Annotated in this window: 15 protein-coding genes; 11 read left to right on the top strand and 4 right to left on the bottom strand. The window is 64.1% G+C overall.

The genetic code is table 11. The annotated features are described in order from the left end of the window. Positions 1–79 precede the first annotated feature (79 nt). From GW587_RS21795 to GW587_RS21775, 5 genes are all read left to right on the top strand, one after another. Entirely contained in the window at positions 80–733 is a 654-nt protein-coding gene (locus GW587_RS21795) for a protein-L-isoaspartate O-methyltransferase family protein (RefSeq protein WP_166106708.1), read from the top strand. 10 nt (positions 734–743) lie between these two features. After that, positions 744–1,067, top strand: coding sequence for a rhodanese-like domain-containing protein (locus GW587_RS21790; protein WP_166106707.1), 324 nt, complete (start codon positions 744–746; stop codon positions 1,065–1,067). Positions 1,068–1,144: 77 nt separating this feature from the next. Then, positions 1,145–2,500: a TolC family outer membrane protein gene (locus GW587_RS21785; protein WP_166106706.1), complete on the top strand. Its 1,356-nt coding sequence runs from the start codon at positions 1,145–1,147 to the stop codon at positions 2,498–2,500. 210 nt (positions 2,501–2,710) lie between these two features. After that, complete coding sequence (locus GW587_RS21780; protein WP_166106705.1) at positions 2,711–3,445, top strand: SDR family oxidoreductase; 735 nt, start codon at positions 2,711–2,713, stop codon at positions 3,443–3,445. 22 nt (positions 3,446–3,467) lie between these two features. Further along, positions 3,468–4,364, top strand: coding sequence for an SDR family oxidoreductase (locus GW587_RS21775; RefSeq protein ID WP_166106704.1), 897 nt, complete (start codon positions 3,468–3,470; stop codon positions 4,362–4,364). A 3-nt stretch (positions 4,365–4,367) separates the two neighbouring features. Here the strand turns inward: GW587_RS21775 and gloA are convergent, their stop codons facing one another. From gloA to GW587_RS21755, 4 genes are read right to left on the bottom strand one after another with little or no spacing between them, the layout of a single operon-like run. Continuing rightward, on the bottom strand, positions 4,368–4,775 hold the full coding sequence (gloA, locus tag GW587_RS21770) for a lactoylglutathione lyase (protein ID WP_166106703.1): 408 nt from the start codon (positions 4,773–4,775) through the stop codon (positions 4,368–4,370). Between the two features lie 59 nt (positions 4,776–4,834). Next, positions 4,835–5,266, bottom strand: coding sequence for an OsmC family protein (locus GW587_RS21765; RefSeq protein ID WP_166106702.1), 432 nt, complete (start codon positions 5,264–5,266; stop codon positions 4,835–4,837). 27 nt (positions 5,267–5,293) lie between these two features. After that, positions 5,294–6,625: a PQQ-dependent sugar dehydrogenase gene (locus GW587_RS21760; protein ID WP_166106701.1), complete on the bottom strand. Its 1,332-nt coding sequence runs from the start codon at positions 6,623–6,625 to the stop codon at positions 5,294–5,296. Positions 6,626–6,629: 4 nt separating this feature from the next. Beyond that, positions 6,630–6,881, bottom strand: a complete 252-nt coding sequence (locus GW587_RS21755; protein ID WP_166106700.1) for a hypothetical protein — start codon at positions 6,879–6,881, stop codon at positions 6,630–6,632. A gap of 128 nt (positions 6,882–7,009) precedes the next feature. Between GW587_RS21755 and GW587_RS21750 the strand changes: the two genes are divergently transcribed. The 6 genes from GW587_RS21750 to dnaK all read left to right on the top strand — a co-directional run bounded on the left by GW587_RS21750 (position 7,010) and on the right by dnaK (position 14,795). Beyond that, positions 7,010–8,059, top strand: a complete 1,050-nt coding sequence (locus GW587_RS21750) for a DUF3667 domain-containing protein (RefSeq protein ID WP_166106699.1) — start codon at positions 7,010–7,012, stop codon at positions 8,057–8,059. A gap of 140 nt (positions 8,060–8,199) precedes the next feature. Next, positions 8,200–9,108: an NAD kinase gene (locus tag GW587_RS21745; protein WP_166106698.1), complete on the top strand. Its 909-nt coding sequence runs from the start codon at positions 8,200–8,202 to the stop codon at positions 9,106–9,108. Positions 9,109–9,123: 15 nt separating this feature from the next. After that, positions 9,124–10,776, top strand: a complete 1,653-nt coding sequence (gene recN / locus GW587_RS21740; RefSeq protein ID WP_166106697.1) for a DNA repair protein RecN — start codon at positions 9,124–9,126, stop codon at positions 10,774–10,776. A 133-nt stretch (positions 10,777–10,909) separates the two neighbouring features. Then, complete coding sequence (gene hemH / locus GW587_RS21735) at positions 10,910–12,019, top strand: ferrochelatase (RefSeq protein ID WP_166106696.1); 1,110 nt, start codon at positions 10,910–10,912, stop codon at positions 12,017–12,019. A 212-nt stretch (positions 12,020–12,231) separates the two neighbouring features. After that, positions 12,232–12,777 carry a nucleotide exchange factor GrpE gene (gene grpE / locus GW587_RS21730; RefSeq protein WP_166106695.1) on the top strand — a complete coding sequence of 182 codons (546 nt, stop codon included), beginning with the start codon at positions 12,232–12,234 and terminating at the stop codon, positions 12,775–12,777. 68 nt (positions 12,778–12,845) lie between these two features. After that, a complete protein-coding gene (gene dnaK / locus GW587_RS21725; RefSeq protein ID WP_166106694.1) occupies positions 12,846–14,795 on the top strand; it encodes a molecular chaperone DnaK in 1,950 nt (649 codons plus the stop codon). Positions 14,796–14,872: the final 77 nt, after the last annotated feature.

Here is a 14,872-nt window from a genome sequence, read left to right as displayed (position 1 = left end):
CGTCTAATCGTTAATATGTGCCTCCATGCCAGTTCAACGATAAAATGACGGATTATTTAATCCCGACAAGAGTCTTAAGATGAATATCGAACAAGCCCGCTTCAACATGATCGAACAGCAAATCCGCCCTTGGGACGTCCTGGACGCCGAGGTACTGGAGTTGCTGCTGGTAGTGAAACGCGAGAATTACGTGCCCGCCGCGCACAAGGCGCTGGCCTTCGTCGATGCGGAAATCCCGCTGCCGGGCGGCCAGTCCATGCTGAATCCGAAGATCGAAGCGCGCCTGCTGCAGGACGTCAATCTGAAGAAGCATGAGAGCGTGCTGGAAATCGGCACCGGCTCCGGTTACATGGCCGCGCTGCTGGCGCATAAGGGTCGTCACGTGACGACGGTGGAAGTGTCGCCGGAGCTGAAGGCGCTGGCGGAAAAGAATTTGGCCGACAACGGCGTCACCAACGTCAGCGTGGAACTGGGCAATGGCGCCCAGGGCTGGGCCAACGGTGCGCCGTTCGATGTGATCGTGGTGACCGGCTCGCTGCCGGTGCTGCCGGAAGCGCTGTTGCAGCAGTTGAAGGTGGGTGGCCGCCTGGCCGCCATCATCGGCCAGGCCCCGGCGATGAAGGCGCAGCTGATCACCCGTACCGGCGAAGCCGGCTACGACACGCGCACGCTGTTCGAAACCGATGTGAAGCCGCTGTCGTCGGCGACCACGCCGTCGACCTTCACGTTCTGAGGCAGCGGTCATGCAGCAGATGACTGCCCTGGAACTGGCCGCCTGGCTGGCGGACGATACACGGCCCAGCCCGGTGTTGCTGGACGTGCGTGAAAACTGGGAGTTCGAGACCTGCCGTATCGACGGCTCGGTCCAGATCCCGATGAATACCATACCGGCGCGCATCGACGACCTGGATGAGGATGCGGAGATCGTCTGCATCTGTCACCACGGCGCGCGCAGTATGCAGGTGGCCGCCTTCCTGGAGCGTAACGGCTTCGGCAAGATGGTCAACCTGACGGGTGGCATCCACGCCTGGGCGCTGCAAGTCGACGGCACGATGGCCAGGTATTAAGCGGCCCGGCGCGGCGCGAAGGTAGCAAGTGTTTTTGATTTGATCAACTTTTTTTGATGACTCCAACGGAGAATGCAATGCAGAGACCCCTTATCGCCGTGCTGATCACCAGCGCCTTTTTGACGCTCAACGCACAGGCGGCCGACCTGATCCAGGTGTACCAGCAGGCACTGGCCAACGACGCCACGTATGCCAGCGCTCGTTCGTCCCTGGAAGCCGGTCGCGAGCGGATCACCCAGGGCCGCGCGGGTCTGCTGCCCACCATCAGCGCCAGCGGTTCGTACACCCGCAACAACGGCGAGTTCATTCCGGTCAACGAAGGCGTGCTGGACGTGGTCAACGGCGAGCTGACGATCCCGACCCGCTCCAACCAGGACAATCGCAACAAGACCTATACCGTGTCGCTGAGCCAGCCGGTGTTCAACCTGAGCCTGTGGCAGACCTACCAGCAGAGCAAGCTGTCGCAGGCGATCGCCGAGGCGACCTTTTCGCAAGCCCGGCTGGACCTGATCACCCGCGTCTCGCAAGCCTACTTCGACGTGCTGACGGCGCAGGACAACCTGACCTCGACCCAGGCGCAGAAAGTGGCGACCACCGAGCAGCTGGCGTCGGCCAAGCGCAACTTCGAAGTCGGCACCCAGACCATCACCGATACGCATGAAGCGCAAGCGGCCTACGATCTGGTGGTGGCGCAGGAATTCGCCGCGATCAACGATCTGGACAACAAGCGCACCGCGCTGCAGGTGATCGTCGGCAAGGCGCCGGGCGAACTGGCGCCGCTGCGCACCGGCGTCACCATCAATCCGCCGGAACCGGCGGTGGTCGATTCGTGGGTCGCTTCGGCCGAAGGCCAGAACTATTCGGTGATCTCGGCCGAGCTGTCGCTGGAAATCGCCAAGCGTGAAATCTCGCGCAACCGCGCCAACCACCTGCCGACCGCCAACCTGACGGCGGTCGCCCAGCGCGTTGAAATCAGCGGCGCCACGGCCGGCGTCGGCACCACCAACAACAAAGGCATCGGCCTGACCTTGAATGTGCCGATCTTCAACGGCTTCGCCGTCACCAGCAAGGTGCGCGAGAGCATCGCGCTGGAAGACAAGGCCCGCAACGACCTGGAGGCGATCAAGCGCGCCGCGTCGCAGAACGCCCGCCAGGCCTACCTCGGCATGAACAGCGGCCTGGCGCAGGTCAAGGCGCTGGAAGCGGCCGAAGTATCGAGCAAATCATCGCTGGATTCGAACAAGCTGGGCTACCAGGTCGGCGTGCGGATCAACATCGACGTGCTGAATGCCCAGAAACTGCTGTATTCGACCCAGAAAGACCTGTCGAAAGCCCGCTACGACACCATCATGAACGGCCTGCGCCTGAAATCGGCCGCCGGCACGCTGAAGGAAGAAGACCTGGCGCCGATCAACGCGCTGCTGGTCCACTAAGTTTTCCCCGTTTTTCCCGCTGTACCCGCAGTACCTGTCTTACCTGTTTTACCTACCAACTCACGTTTTTTTTCACGCCGGCCCACAAAGCCGGCGTTTTTTTTGATTGTTGGTTGAAATTGCATAGTCTAAGCAATTTCAGTGGCTTTATTCATTGTGCGCGCAGGGTGATACTTCTCTCACCCTAATCCACTTTGAAGGAGCCACACCATGAAACAAGTTGCTATCGTCACTGGCGCGTCGCGCGGCATCGGCGCCGCCATCGCCCAACGCCTGGCCAAGGACGGCTTTGCCGTGGTAGTCAACTATGCTGGCAACGTCGCCGAGGCCGACAAGATCGTGGCCGCCATCGGCGCCGACGGCGGCACCGCCGTCGCCATCCAGGCCGACGTCGCCGATCCGGCCGCCGTGCGCGCGCTGTTCGAGCAGGCCATCGCCAGGCTGGGCCGGGTCGACGTGCTGGTCAACAATGCCGGCATCATGCCGCCGGCGCTGCCGCACCTGGCCGACACCGACGACCAGACCTTCGACCGGCTGTTCTCGGTCAATGTCAAGGGCAGCTTCAACACCATGCGCGAAGCCGCGGCCAAGCTGCAGCACGGCGGCCGCATCATCAACTTCTCGACCAGCGTGATCGGGCTGGCGCTGCCGGGCTATGCGGTGTACGCCGCCACCAAGGGCGCGATCGAGGTGATGACCAACATCCTGGCCAAGGAGCTGCGCGGCAAGCACATCACCGTCAACGCGGTGGCGCCCGGTCCGACCGCGACCGCGCTGTTCCTCGACGGGAAGACGCCGGAAATGATCGAGCGCATGTCGAAGATGCCGCCGCTGGAGCGCCTGGGCCAGCCGGAGGACATCGCGGCGGCGGTATCGATGCTGGCCGGCGCCGACGGCGGCTGGATCAACGGCCAGACCTTGCGCGCCAACGGCGGCCTGGTGTAATCGCGCGGACCGGGAGAACAGCATGAGCAAATCCATTGTCCTCGTCACCGGCGCCGGCACCGGCATCGGTCATCTGTCGGTCAAGGCGCTGGCGCTGGCCGGCCACGCCGTCTACGCCTCGATGCGCGACATCGGCGGCCGCAACGCCGCCAAGGTGCGCGAGCTGCGCGACTGGGCCTTCGCCAACGGCGCCGACGTGCGCGCCGTCGAACTCGACGTGTTGTCGCAGGCCTCGGCCGACGCGGCGGTCGCCACCATCGTCGCCGAGCGTGGCCGGCTGGACGCGGTGGTGCACAACGCCGGCCATCTGGTGATCGGTCCGACCGAAGCCTTCACGCCGGAGGAGATCGCGCGCGTGTTCGACACCAACTTCCTCGGCGCCCAGCGCGTCAACAAGGCGGTGCTGCCGCTGATGCGCGGGCAGGAAAAGGGACTGGTGTTGTGGGTCAGCAGCACCACCGCGCGCGGCGGCTTCCCGCCGTTCCTCGGGCCGTACGCGGCGGCCAAGGCGGCGCTGGATTCGATGGCGGTGACGCTGGCGTTTGAACTGGCGCGCTTCAATATCGAAACCTCGATCGTGGTGCCGGGCGCGTTCACTGCGGGCACCGACCACTTCGCCAACGCCGGCAAGCCGGCCGACGCGGCGACCGGCGGGGCCTATGCCCGCTACGACGGCCTGATGGACCAGGTCGGCGCGCGCTTGACCGAGCTGATGCCGCCGGAGGCCGATCCGGCGGCGGTGGCGGCCGACATCGCCCGCATCGTCGGCCTGCCGCACGGCACGCGGCCGTTCCGCTCGATCACCGATTTCATCGATGACGGCGCCACGGCGGTGACCGAGGTGGCGGAGCGGGTGCGGGTGGAGTTCGCTGAACGCATCGGCATCGCCGACTTGCTCAAGCCCGGTGTGCCCGCCTGATGGTTACAGACCGGCGCCCTGGCCGTCGAAGCTGCGTTCGATCAGTTCGATCTTGTAGCCGTCCGGGTCGGTGACGAAGGCGATCACCGTCGAGCCGCCCTTGACCGGGCCCGGCTCGCGGGTCACGGCGCCGCCGTTGGCCTTGACCGCGACGCAGGCCGAGTAGATGTCGTCGGCCGAAATCGCGATGTGACCGTAGGCGGTGCCGAGATCGTAGCTGGTCTGGCCGTAGTTGTAGGTCAGCTCCAGCTCGGCATGGTCCGGGTTCGAACCATAGCCGAGGAAGGCCAGCGTGTACTGGTACTCCGGATTGTCGCTGGTGCGCAGCAGTTTCATGCCGAGCACCTTGGTGTAGAAGTCGATCGAACGCGGCAGGTCGCCGACTCGCAGCATGGTGTGCAAAATACGCATCGTGGTCTTTCGTTGGAATCAGATAAACCGGAATTCTATGCGTTTTGCCGCAACCTTGCTCAGGCTTCGAGCCGCGCGTCCAGCGTGATCTCGGCGTTGAGCAGCTTGGAGACCGGGCAATTCAGCTTCGCCTTCTGCGCCGCCTCGTCGAACTTGGCCTGGTCCGCGCCCGGGATGGTCGCCACCAGCTCCAGGTGTACCGCCGAGATCGAGAAGCCGCCGTCGACCTTGTCCAGCGTGACGGTGGCCTTGGTCGCCAGGTTCTTGGCGGTCAGGCCCGCCTCGGCCAGCACGCCGGACAGCGCCATCGTGAAGCAGCCCGCGTGCGCCGCGCCGATCAGTTCCTCCGGATTGGTGCCGGGGCCGTCCTCGAAACGCGTCTTGAAGCCGTACTGGACTTTGTCCATCGCGCCGCTCTGGGTGGAAACACTGCCGATGCCGTCCTTCAGGCCGCCGCTCCATACCGCCGATCCGCTACGTTTGATGCTCATGGTGATCTCCTTGAATGTGACTACGATTTATCGGCTGGCGCTCTTGGCCGCCGCAGGCGCGACGCGCCAGATGATATTGCCCACGTCGTCCGCGACCAGCAGCGCGCCCTGGCCGTCGACCGCGACGCCGACCGGCCGGCCCTGCGCCTTGCCGTCCTTGTCGAGGAAGCCGTTGAGGAAGTCTTGCGGCGGGCCGGACGGCTTGCCGCCGCTGAACGGCACGAACACCACCTTGTAGCCGCTGTGCGGCTTGCGGTTCCACGAGCCGTGCTGACCGATGAACACGCCGCCCTGGTAGCTCGCCGGGAAGGCCTTGCCTTCGTAGAAGGTCAGGCCCAGCGAGGCGGTGTGGCCGCCCAGCGCGTAGTCGGGCGCGATCGCCTTGGCCACCAGCTCCGGTTTCTGCGGCGAGACGCGGGTATCGACGTTCTGACCGTAATAGCTGTACGGCCAGCCGTAGAAGCCGCCTTCCTTCACCGAGGTCATGTAGTCGGGCACGAGGTCGTTGCCCAGTTCGTCGCGTTCGTTGACGGTGGTCCAGAGCGCCTTAGTACTCGGCTCCCAGCCCATGCCGTTGGCGTTGCGCAGGCCGGTCGCGTACAGGCGCGATTTATTGGTGGCGATCTCCAGCTGCCAGATCGCGGCACGGCCGGTTTCCGCTTCCATGCCGTTCTCGCCGACGTTGCTGTTGGAGCCGACCGTCACGTACAGGAACTTGCCGTCCGGGCTGGCGATGATGTTCTTGGTCCAGTGGTGGTTGCGGGTGCCGGCCGGCAGGTCCATCACCTTGACGCCGGGCGCGCTGATGCTGGTGTCGCCGTCCTTGTACGGGAAGCGCAGCACGGCGTCGGTGGCGGCGACGTACAGGTTGCCGCCGGCCAGCGTCATGCCGAACGGCGAGTTCAGGCCCTGCAGGAACACGGTCTTGCTCTGCGCCGCGCCGTTGGCGTCCAGCCCGCGCAGCAGCGTGATGCGGTTGGCCGACGGCGTGACCGCGCCGGCTTTCTTCATCTGCGACTTCATGATCTTGCCCTTGATGCCTTTTTCGTCATCCGGCTTGGGCGGGGCGTTGGTTTCCGCCACCAGCACGTCGCCGTTCGGCAGCGTGTAGACCCAGCGCGGATGGTCGAGGCCGCGCGCGTACGCGGTGACGCCGAAGCCGGCCGGCGCGCGCGGCTGTTGCTGCGCCGACCACGGCTCGGTCGGCGCCACGTTGACGGTCGGGATCAGCGAGTGTTCCGGCTTGGGCAGCACCGGGTTGGGGCCGAAGCCGGTGGGATAGCTCTGCGCCTGCGCCGTCAACGGGGCGAGCGCGGCGCACATCAGGGTCAGGGCGGCGGCGATGCTGGTCTGGTTCATGGGTTCAATCCTGCTTGGTGTTGGGTTGCGGCTTGGCGGTCGCTTCGCGCGGCGCCGGGGTCTTGACCTTCTCGACGCCCGGCTGGTTGTGCAGGTCGGTGTCGACCATGCCGCTGTCGACGTCGGCGGCGGCCTGCTTCATGATGCTGCGCGGTGTGTTGTCCTGTGCGTCGGGCGATTCGTCGCGTTCGTGCGGCATGCGCTTGACGCCGTCGTTCTCGACCTTGGCGTCCGTATTGACGTGTTCTTGTTTCATATCGATTCTCCTTGGTGTTGCTCTGCATCTTATACAGTTGGTTTTGTGTCAGTCGCCACATTGAATTCTGACAACTATGATGGAAGTCGTTTATTATTTAGCTATCTTTCCGCCACCAGGATGTTTGCATGAGCACTGCCGTGAATTGCCCGAACTGCGAAGCGCCGATCGGCGGCCATTTCTGCGCCAACTGCGGTCAGGAAGCGATCCTGCACCACGCCAGCACGCGCGAGTTCCTGCACGAGTTCATCGGCCACTACGTGGCGCTGGAGGGCAAGCTGTGGGGCAGCCTGACGCGGCTGCTGTTCCGTCCCGGCCTGCTGACCAATGAATACATCCGTGGCCGGCGCGTGCGCTTCGTGCAGCCGCTGCGGCTGTACCTGAGTTTGAGCATCCTGTTCTTCGCGCTGCTGAAGTTCACCGGCAGCTTCGATCCGCACACCGGCGACGTCGACGCCGATAAAATCACCGCCGAGACGACCGGCGCGACGCGCCAGATCGCCAAGGCGCAGGCACGGCTGTCCGGCAAGCCGCTGACGCCGGACGAGGCGCGCGGCAAGGCCGCCGCCGAGGCGGCGATCGCGGAGATGAAGAAGGATATCGACGCCGAGGATGCCGCCGTCAAGCGCGCCGCCCCGAAGGAGGCCCCCGCGCCGGCGCCGGAAGCGGTCAAGAAATGGACCAATAAAGACGGCGACGTCAATCTGAGCAACGACGATGTGGACAGCTGGCTGGCCGACTGGCCCACGCTGCGTCACCAGTGGCACGCGTTCCAGGCCCTGCCCAACGATCAGCAGATGAAGGTGTTCAAGGACGGCTTCTATCACTACGCGCCGTATGCCATCTTCTGCATGATGCCGGTGTTCGCGATGTTCCTGAAGGTGCTGTACCTGGGTTCCGGCCGGCGCTTCGGCGAGCATGTGCTGTTCGCGCTGCACACCAACGCCTTCGCCTTCTTCATGTTCGGCGTGATGGTGCTGGTGCCGTTCACCTTCGTGCGGCTGCTGCTGTGGTGCTGGGTGCTGGGCTACCTGCCGTGGGCGATGCGGCGCGTGTATCACAGCGGCCGCTTCACCACCTTCCTGCGCTGGTCGGCGCTGATGCTGGCCTACGTGATGGCGCTGGGGCTGGCGGTGCTGGTCTCGATGGGCATGGGGCTGATGACCATCGGCCATTAGGAGCGCGTGCGACGAGTGCGTACGCTTGCGCAATGCACTGTTTAAATGTACAGTGATGGCGCTAGCGGGTGATAGCAGAAGCCGGCGTTATGGGTTACCCTGCTGCGTGTCGCCGACCTCACCCTTTTGCCGAGATTTTTATGACCGCCACGCACGCCGTTTTCCACACCATCGCCCTGGTTGTCCGCCAGAATACCGACGGCATCGCCGAGTCGGTCGGCAGCGTGGTCGAGTTCCTGCAGCAGGGCGGCTACACGGTGGTGTTTGAAGAACAGACCGCCGCCCACCTGGAACTCATGCCGGCCAGCGTGCGGGTCATGAACGCGGCCGGCATCGGCGCCCACTGCGACGCCGCCATCGTCATGGGCGGCGACGGCACCATGCTCGGTATCGCGCGCCAGCTGGCGCCGTTCAATGTGCCGCTGATCGGCATCAACCAGGGCCGCCTCGGCTTCATGACCGACATTCCGCTCGAAGGCATGCTGCCGGTGCTGGCCAAGATCCTGGCCGGCAGCTACAAGGCCGAACGGCGCACCCTGCTCGAAGGCCGCGTGCGCCGCAACGGCGACACCATCCACGTCGGCCTGGCGGTCAACGATGTGGTGGTGGCGCGCGGCGCCGGCGCCGGCATGGCCGAGCTGCGGGTCGACGTCGACGGCCACTTCATGTACAACCAGCGCTCCGACGGCTTGATCATCTCCACCCCGACCGGCTCCACCGCGTACGCGCTGTCGGCCGGCGGACCGCTGCTGCATCCTAGCCTGGGCGGCATCGTGCTGGTGCCGATCGCGCCGCACGCGCTGTCGAACCGGCCGATCGTGCTGCCCGAGTCGAGCGAGATCGTGATCGAGATCGTGCGCGGACGCGACGCCAGCGTCAACTTCGACATGCAAACCTTCGCCAGCCTGCAGGCGCAGGACCAGATCGTGATCCAGCGCTCGCCGCACGCGATCACCTTCCTGCATCCGGAAGGCTGGAGCTACTACAACACCTTGCGCGAAAAACTGCACTGGAACGAGTATCCGTCCGGTGAAGGCAAACTCAATTAAATTTATCAGGCATCCATGCTCCGCACCCTGTCCATCCGTGATTTCGTCATCGTCGACACCATCGAACTGGAATTCTCCGCCGGCTTCACCGTCTTCACCGGCGAGACCGGGGCCGGCAAATCGATCCTGATCGACGCGCTGACCCTGGCGCTGGGCGGACGCGGCGACGCCAGCGTGGTGCGCGAGGGCGCGGCCAAGGCCGACATCACGGCCGATTTCGCGCTCAGCGAGCAGGCCGGCGCCTGGCTGGCGGCCAACGAGTTCGCGGTCGAGGAGGGCGGCGCGCTGCTGCGCCGCGTGATCGACAACGCCGGCCGCAGCAAGGCCTACATCAACGGCATCGCGGCGACGGCGGCGCAGCTGCGCGAGGTCGGCGACATGCTGGTCGACATCCACGGCCAGCACGCGCATCAATCGCTGATGAAGACCGAAGCGCAGCGCGTGCTGCTCGACGGCCAGGCCGGCGCGGCGGGCGAGGCCAAGGCGGTGTCGCTGGCCTACAAGGCATGGCGCGCGCTGGCGAAACAGCTGGAGGAGTTCGAGACCAACGCCGCCAACGTGCTGTACGAGCGCGAGCGGCTGGAGTGGCAGGTCAACGAGCTGGAAAAGCTGGCGGTCAAGCCGGGCGAGTGGGCCGAGGTCAGCAACGAGCAAAGCCGCCTGTCGCACGCCGCCAGTCTGCTGGAGGGCGCGCAGGAGGCGCTGGCGACCATCTCCGAAGCCGAAGACCATCCGATCCTGTCGCAGCTGTCGTCGCTGAACCAGAAGCTGGGCAAGCTGGCCGGCATCGACACCGGCCTGCAGGCCATCGTCGACCTGATCGAGCCGGCGCGCATCCAGTTGCAGGAGGCGGTGTATGCGTTGAACGATTACCTGGATCGGGTGGAGCTGGATCCGGCGCGGCTGCATCAGGTGGAGGCGCGGATGGATGCGATCCATTCGGCGGCGCGCAAGTTCCGCGTCACCGAGGAGCAGCTGCCGGAGGAGCACGCCAAGCTGGCCGAGCGCCTGGCGCGCATCGCCGACGCCAGCGACATCGACGGCTTGCGCAAGCAGGAGCAGAAGCTGAAGGCGGCGTATCTGGACGAAGCGGCCGCGCTGTCGGTGACGCGTCTGAAGGCCGCGCGCCAGCTGGGCGAGGCGGTCACCAAGGCGATGCAGGAATTGAACATGACCGGCGGGCGCTTCGAAGTCGCGCTGAATCCTGTGGAGGCGAGCGCCTACGGCCTGGAGCAGGTCGAGTTCCTGGTCGCCGGCCACGCGGGCGTGGCGGCGCGGCCGCTGGCCAAGGTGGCGTCGGGCGGCGAGCTGGCGCGGATCTCGCTGGCGATTTCGGTGATCACGTCCAACGCCACCACCACCCCGACGCTGATCTTCGACGAGGTCGACAGCGGCATCGGCGGCGGCGTGGCGGAAGTGGTGGGGCGTTTGCTGCGTCGGCTGGGCCAGGAGCGGCAAGTGCTGTGCGTGACCCACCTGCCGCAGGTGGCCAGCCAGGCGGGCCAGCACTTCCAGGTGGCGAAAGGCACGCTGGCCAACGGCAAGACCGCCTCGCGCATCGACGTGCTGGACGCCAAGGCCCGCGTCGAAGAAGTGGCGCGCATGTTGGGCGGCCTGGAGATCACCGCCACCACCCGCAAGCACGCCCGCGAACTACTCGCCTCATGAAAAATCCGGGGTCAGGTCTGCCATTCGCACACGGACGCGGCCGTACTCTGGTCGAGCTTGTGTGCGATTGGCAGACCTGACCCCCAAGCGTGCGTTAAGATGGCGGCTGATCCCATTCGACTCCTCCGCCTTCATGACCTTCCAAAAAGAACCACCCTACAAGCACGGCGCCGTCGGCCGCAGCGCCATCGTGCTGGTCAACCTCGGCACGCCCGATGCGCCGACCCGCTCCGCCGTGCGCCGCTACCTGAAGGAATTCCTGTCCGACCCGCGCGTGGTCGAGATCCCGAGGGCGGTCTGGTGGTTCATCCTCAACCTGATCATCCTGCCGTTCCGCTCCGGCCAATCGGCTAAAAAATACGCAACGATCTGGACCCGCGAAGGTTCGCCCTTGAAAGTCCACACCGCCGCGCAAGCGCTCTACCTGCGCGGCGCGCTCGGCGAACGCGGCCATCAGGACCTGACCGTGGCCATGGCCATGCGCTACGGCTCGCCGTCGTTGCCCGACGTACTCGCCAAACTGAAGGCCGACGGCTGCGACCGCATCCTGGTGCTGCCCGCCTATCCGCAATACTCCGGCACCACCACCGCCTCGATCTGCGACGCCGTGTTCGACCACTACGGCACGGTGCGCAACATCCCGGAACTGCGCTTCGTGCGCAACTACCACGACCACGACGGCTACATCCGCGCGCTGCAACAATCTGTGCTGAACCACTGGGACGCCAACGGCCGCCCGGACAAGCTGGTGATGAGCTTCCACGGCGTCCCCAAGCGCACGCTGCTGCTGGGAGACCCTTATCACTGCGAATGCCTGAAGACCGCCCGCCTGCTGGCCGCCGCCCTCAAGCTGACGCCGGACCAGTATGTGGTCACTTTCCAGTCCCGCTTCGGCAAGGCCGAGTGGTTGCAGCCGTACACCGCGCCGACCGTGGCGCAGCTCGCGCGCGACGGCGTCAAGCGCGTCGACGTGATCTGCCCCGGCTTCATCGGCGACTGTCTGGAGACGCTGGAGGAGATCTCGATGGAGGTGCGCCACGACTTCGAACAGGCCGGCGGCCGCGAGTTCCACTACATCCCTTGCCTGAACGAATCCCCGGTCTGGATCGCCGCGCTGGCGGAAATCGCCGAGCAGCACATGATCGGCTGGCCGACCCAGCTGTCGCCGTCCCAGCGCGAGCTGCTCAAAAAAGAGGCGGAGACCGCCCGCACCGCCGCCTTGCAACTTGGCGCCGCCGACTGAAAAGAGGCAACCGCGCCACAATTCCCCTGCCGCACCGTAATCAGCACTTGCGGGCGACGAGTGCCAGCCTGTTAAAATAGCCGGCTGATGAATTGCGCGCGCTGATTAAGCGATGAGCAGAATAACCCTTGAAAAGGTAGGTTATCGCCCCATTTGCAGCCAGTGCAGTAACAAAAGTAATGTCAAACAAATACGATTGTAGGAGTCTCTAGATGCAAGATCAGGAAAACCAAGCCGTACCCCCTAATCAAGAAGCGGCCGCTGCCGCTGCGTCGGCCCCGCCATCGACCTCGGATCAGCCTTCGCTGGAAGAGCAGTTGTCCGCTACCGAAGCGAAACTGGCCGAAATGCACGACGCTTTCATGCGCGCCAAGGCCGACGGTGAAAACATCCGTCGCCGCGCCCAGGAAGACGTCGCCAAGGCGCATAAATTCGCCGTCGAAAGCTTCGCCGAGGCCATGGTGCCGGTCAAGGACAGCCTGGAAATGGCCCTGAAAGTCGAAACGCCATCGATCGAGTCGCTGAAGGAAGGCGTGGAAATGACGCTCAAGCAACTGACCTCGGCCTTCGAGAAAAACCGCCTGCTGGAGATCCTGCCGGCCCAGGGCGACAAGCTGGACCCGAACAAGCACCAGGCGGTCGCCGTGGTGCCTGCCGACCAGGAAGCGAATACGGTTGTTTCCGTACTGCAAAAAGGCTATATGATCGCGGACCGCCTGCTGCGTCCCGCCATCGTCACCGCCGCGCAAGCTAAATAAGCACTTGAAAACATACAGCTTTTCCACATATTAGTACCATCTGAACTTAGCAAAAAGGAAGAAAAATCATGGGTAGAATTATCGGTATCGATCTGGGAACCACAAATTCCTGCGTTTCCATCATGGAAAATGGTCAGCCAAAGGTAATCGAAAACGCCGAAGGTGCACGCACGACGCCATCGATCATTGCTTACCAAGAAGATGGTGAAATCCTGGTCGGCGCGCCGGCCAAGCGCCAGGCTGTGACCAACCCGAAAAACACGCTGTTCGCCGTCAAGCGCCTCATCGGCCGCAAGTTCGACGAAAAAGAAGTGCAGAAGGACATCGGCCTGATGCCTTACTCGATCATGAAAGCCGACAACGGCGATGCATGGATCGGCGTACGCGACAAAAAACTGGCTCCGCCGCAGATCTCGGCTGAAGTGCTGCGCAAAATGAAAAAGACCGCTGAAGACTACCTCGGTGAAGAAGTCACCGAAGCCGTCATCACCGTGCCTGCGTACTTCAACGACTCGCAGCGCCAGGCGACCAAGGACGCTGGCCGTATCGCCGGTCTGGACGTCAAACGCATCATCAACGAACCAACCGCCGCCGCGCTGGCTTTCGGCCTGGACAAGACCGAAAAGGGCGACCGCAAGATCGCCGTGTATGACTTGGGTGGCGGTACCTTCGACGTGTCGATCATTGAGATCGCCGACGTCGACGGTGAAAAACAATTCGAAGTGCTGTCGACCAATGGCGACACCTTCCTGGGCGGCGAAGACTTCGACCAACGCATCATCGATTACATCATCGAAGAGTTCAAGAAGATCAACGGCCTGGATCTGAAAAAAGATCCGATCGCCCTGCAGCGCATCAAGGCTTCGGCCGAGCGCGCGAAGATCGAACTGTCGTCGTCGCAGCAGACCGAAATCAACGAGCCGTACATCGCCATGGCGAACGGCGCGCCGGTCCACTTGACTCTGAAGATGACCCGCGCCAAGCTGGAATCGCTGGTGGAAGAACTGATCAACGCGACCATGGAACCATGCCGCACCGCGATCAAGGACGCCGGCGTCAAGGTTTCGGACATCGACGACATCATCCTGGTCGGCGGTATGACCCGTATGCCTAAGGTGCAGGAAAAGGTCAAAGAGTTCTTCGGCAAAGATCCACGCAAAGACGTGAATCCGGACGAAGCCGTCGCCGTCGGCGCAGCCATTCAAGGCTCGGTGCTGTCGGGCGAGCGCAAGGACTTGCTGCTGCTGGACGTGACGCCTCTGTCGCTGGGTATCGAAACCCTGGGCGGCGTGATGACCAAGATGATCCACAAGAACACCACGATTCCTACCAAGTTCTCGCAAGTGTTCTCGACCGCCGATGACAACCAGCCTGCGGTGACCATCAAGGTGTTCCAGGGCGAGCGCGAAATCGCGGCCGGTAACAAAGGCCTGGGCGAATTCAATCTGGAAGGCATCCCGCCGGCATCGCGCGGCACGCCACAGATCGAAGTGACCTTCGACATCGACGCCAACGGCATTCTGCACGTCGGCGCCAAAGACAAGGCCACCGGCAAAGAGAACAAGATCACGATCAAGGCCAACTCCGGCCTGACCGAAGCCGAGATCCAGAAGATGGTGAAGGACGCCGAAGTCAACGCCGAAGAAGACAAGAAAGTGAAAGAGCTGGCCGAATCGCGCAACCAGGCCGACGCGCTGGTGCACTCGACCCGCAAGTCGCTGACCGAATACGGCGACAAGCTGGAAGCGGGCGAGAAAGAGAAGATCGAAGCCGCGATCACCGATCTGGAAGCATCGATCAAGGCCGGCGACAAGGCTGAAATCGACGCCAAAGTGGCATCGCTGTCGACCGCTTCGCAGAAGCTGGGCGAGAAGATGTACGCCGACATGCAGGCGCAGCAGGCTGCGGCCGGCGGCGGTGCTGAAGGCGGCGCGCAGCCAGGCGCCGGCGCCGAGCAGGCCAAGCCACAGGACGACGTGGTCGACGCCGACTTCAAAGAAGTCAAAGACAGCAAGTAATCGGCAAGTAAGATCGCCGCCGCCCTTCGGGGCGCGGCGAGCGCCGAGCCGTGTGGCCGCCTAGGCGGTGCCGGCTC

Source organism: Duganella aceris (assembly GCF_011090165.1).
In the GTDB taxonomy this organism is placed as follows: Bacteria; Pseudomonadota; Gammaproteobacteria; order Burkholderiales; family Burkholderiaceae_D; genus Rugamonas; species Rugamonas aceris.
This window is presented reverse-complemented; position numbering and strand designations above follow the sequence as displayed.

Excerpts from the sequence above, each read along its gene's own strand:
- GW587_RS21795 (WP_166106708.1), top strand. The coding sequence starts at position 80 with ATGAATATCGAACAAGCCCGCTTCAACATGATCGAACAGCAAATCCGC.
- GW587_RS21790 (WP_166106707.1), top strand. The coding sequence starts at position 744 with ATGCAGCAGATGACTGCCCTGGAACTGGCCGCCTGGCTGGCGGACGAT.
- GW587_RS21785 (WP_166106706.1), top strand. The coding sequence starts at position 1,145 with ATGCAGAGACCCCTTATCGCCGTGCTGATCACCAGCGCCTTTTTGACG.
- GW587_RS21780 (WP_166106705.1), top strand. The coding sequence starts at position 2,711 with ATGAAACAAGTTGCTATCGTCACTGGCGCGTCGCGCGGCATCGGCGCC.
- GW587_RS21775 (WP_166106704.1), top strand. The coding sequence starts at position 3,468 with ATGAGCAAATCCATTGTCCTCGTCACCGGCGCCGGCACCGGCATCGGT.
- gloA (WP_166106703.1), bottom strand. The coding sequence starts at position 4,775 with ATGCGTATTTTGCACACCATGCTGCGAGTCGGCGACCTGCCGCGTTCG.
- GW587_RS21765 (WP_166106702.1), bottom strand. The coding sequence starts at position 5,266 with ATGAGCATCAAACGTAGCGGATCGGCGGTATGGAGCGGCGGCCTGAAG.
- GW587_RS21760 (WP_166106701.1), bottom strand. The coding sequence starts at position 6,625 with ATGAACCAGACCAGCATCGCCGCCGCCCTGACCCTGATGTGCGCCGCG.
- GW587_RS21755 (WP_166106700.1), bottom strand. The coding sequence starts at position 6,881 with ATGAAACAAGAACACGTCAATACGGACGCCAAGGTCGAGAACGACGGC.
- GW587_RS21750 (WP_166106699.1), top strand. The coding sequence starts at position 7,010 with ATGAGCACTGCCGTGAATTGCCCGAACTGCGAAGCGCCGATCGGCGGC.
- GW587_RS21745 (WP_166106698.1), top strand. The coding sequence starts at position 8,200 with ATGACCGCCACGCACGCCGTTTTCCACACCATCGCCCTGGTTGTCCGC.
- recN (WP_166106697.1), top strand. The coding sequence starts at position 9,124 with ATGCTCCGCACCCTGTCCATCCGTGATTTCGTCATCGTCGACACCATC.
- hemH (WP_166106696.1), top strand. The coding sequence starts at position 10,910 with ATGACCTTCCAAAAAGAACCACCCTACAAGCACGGCGCCGTCGGCCGC.
- grpE (WP_166106695.1), top strand. The coding sequence starts at position 12,232 with ATGCAAGATCAGGAAAACCAAGCCGTACCCCCTAATCAAGAAGCGGCC.
- dnaK (WP_166106694.1), top strand. The coding sequence starts at position 12,846 with ATGGGTAGAATTATCGGTATCGATCTGGGAACCACAAATTCCTGCGTT.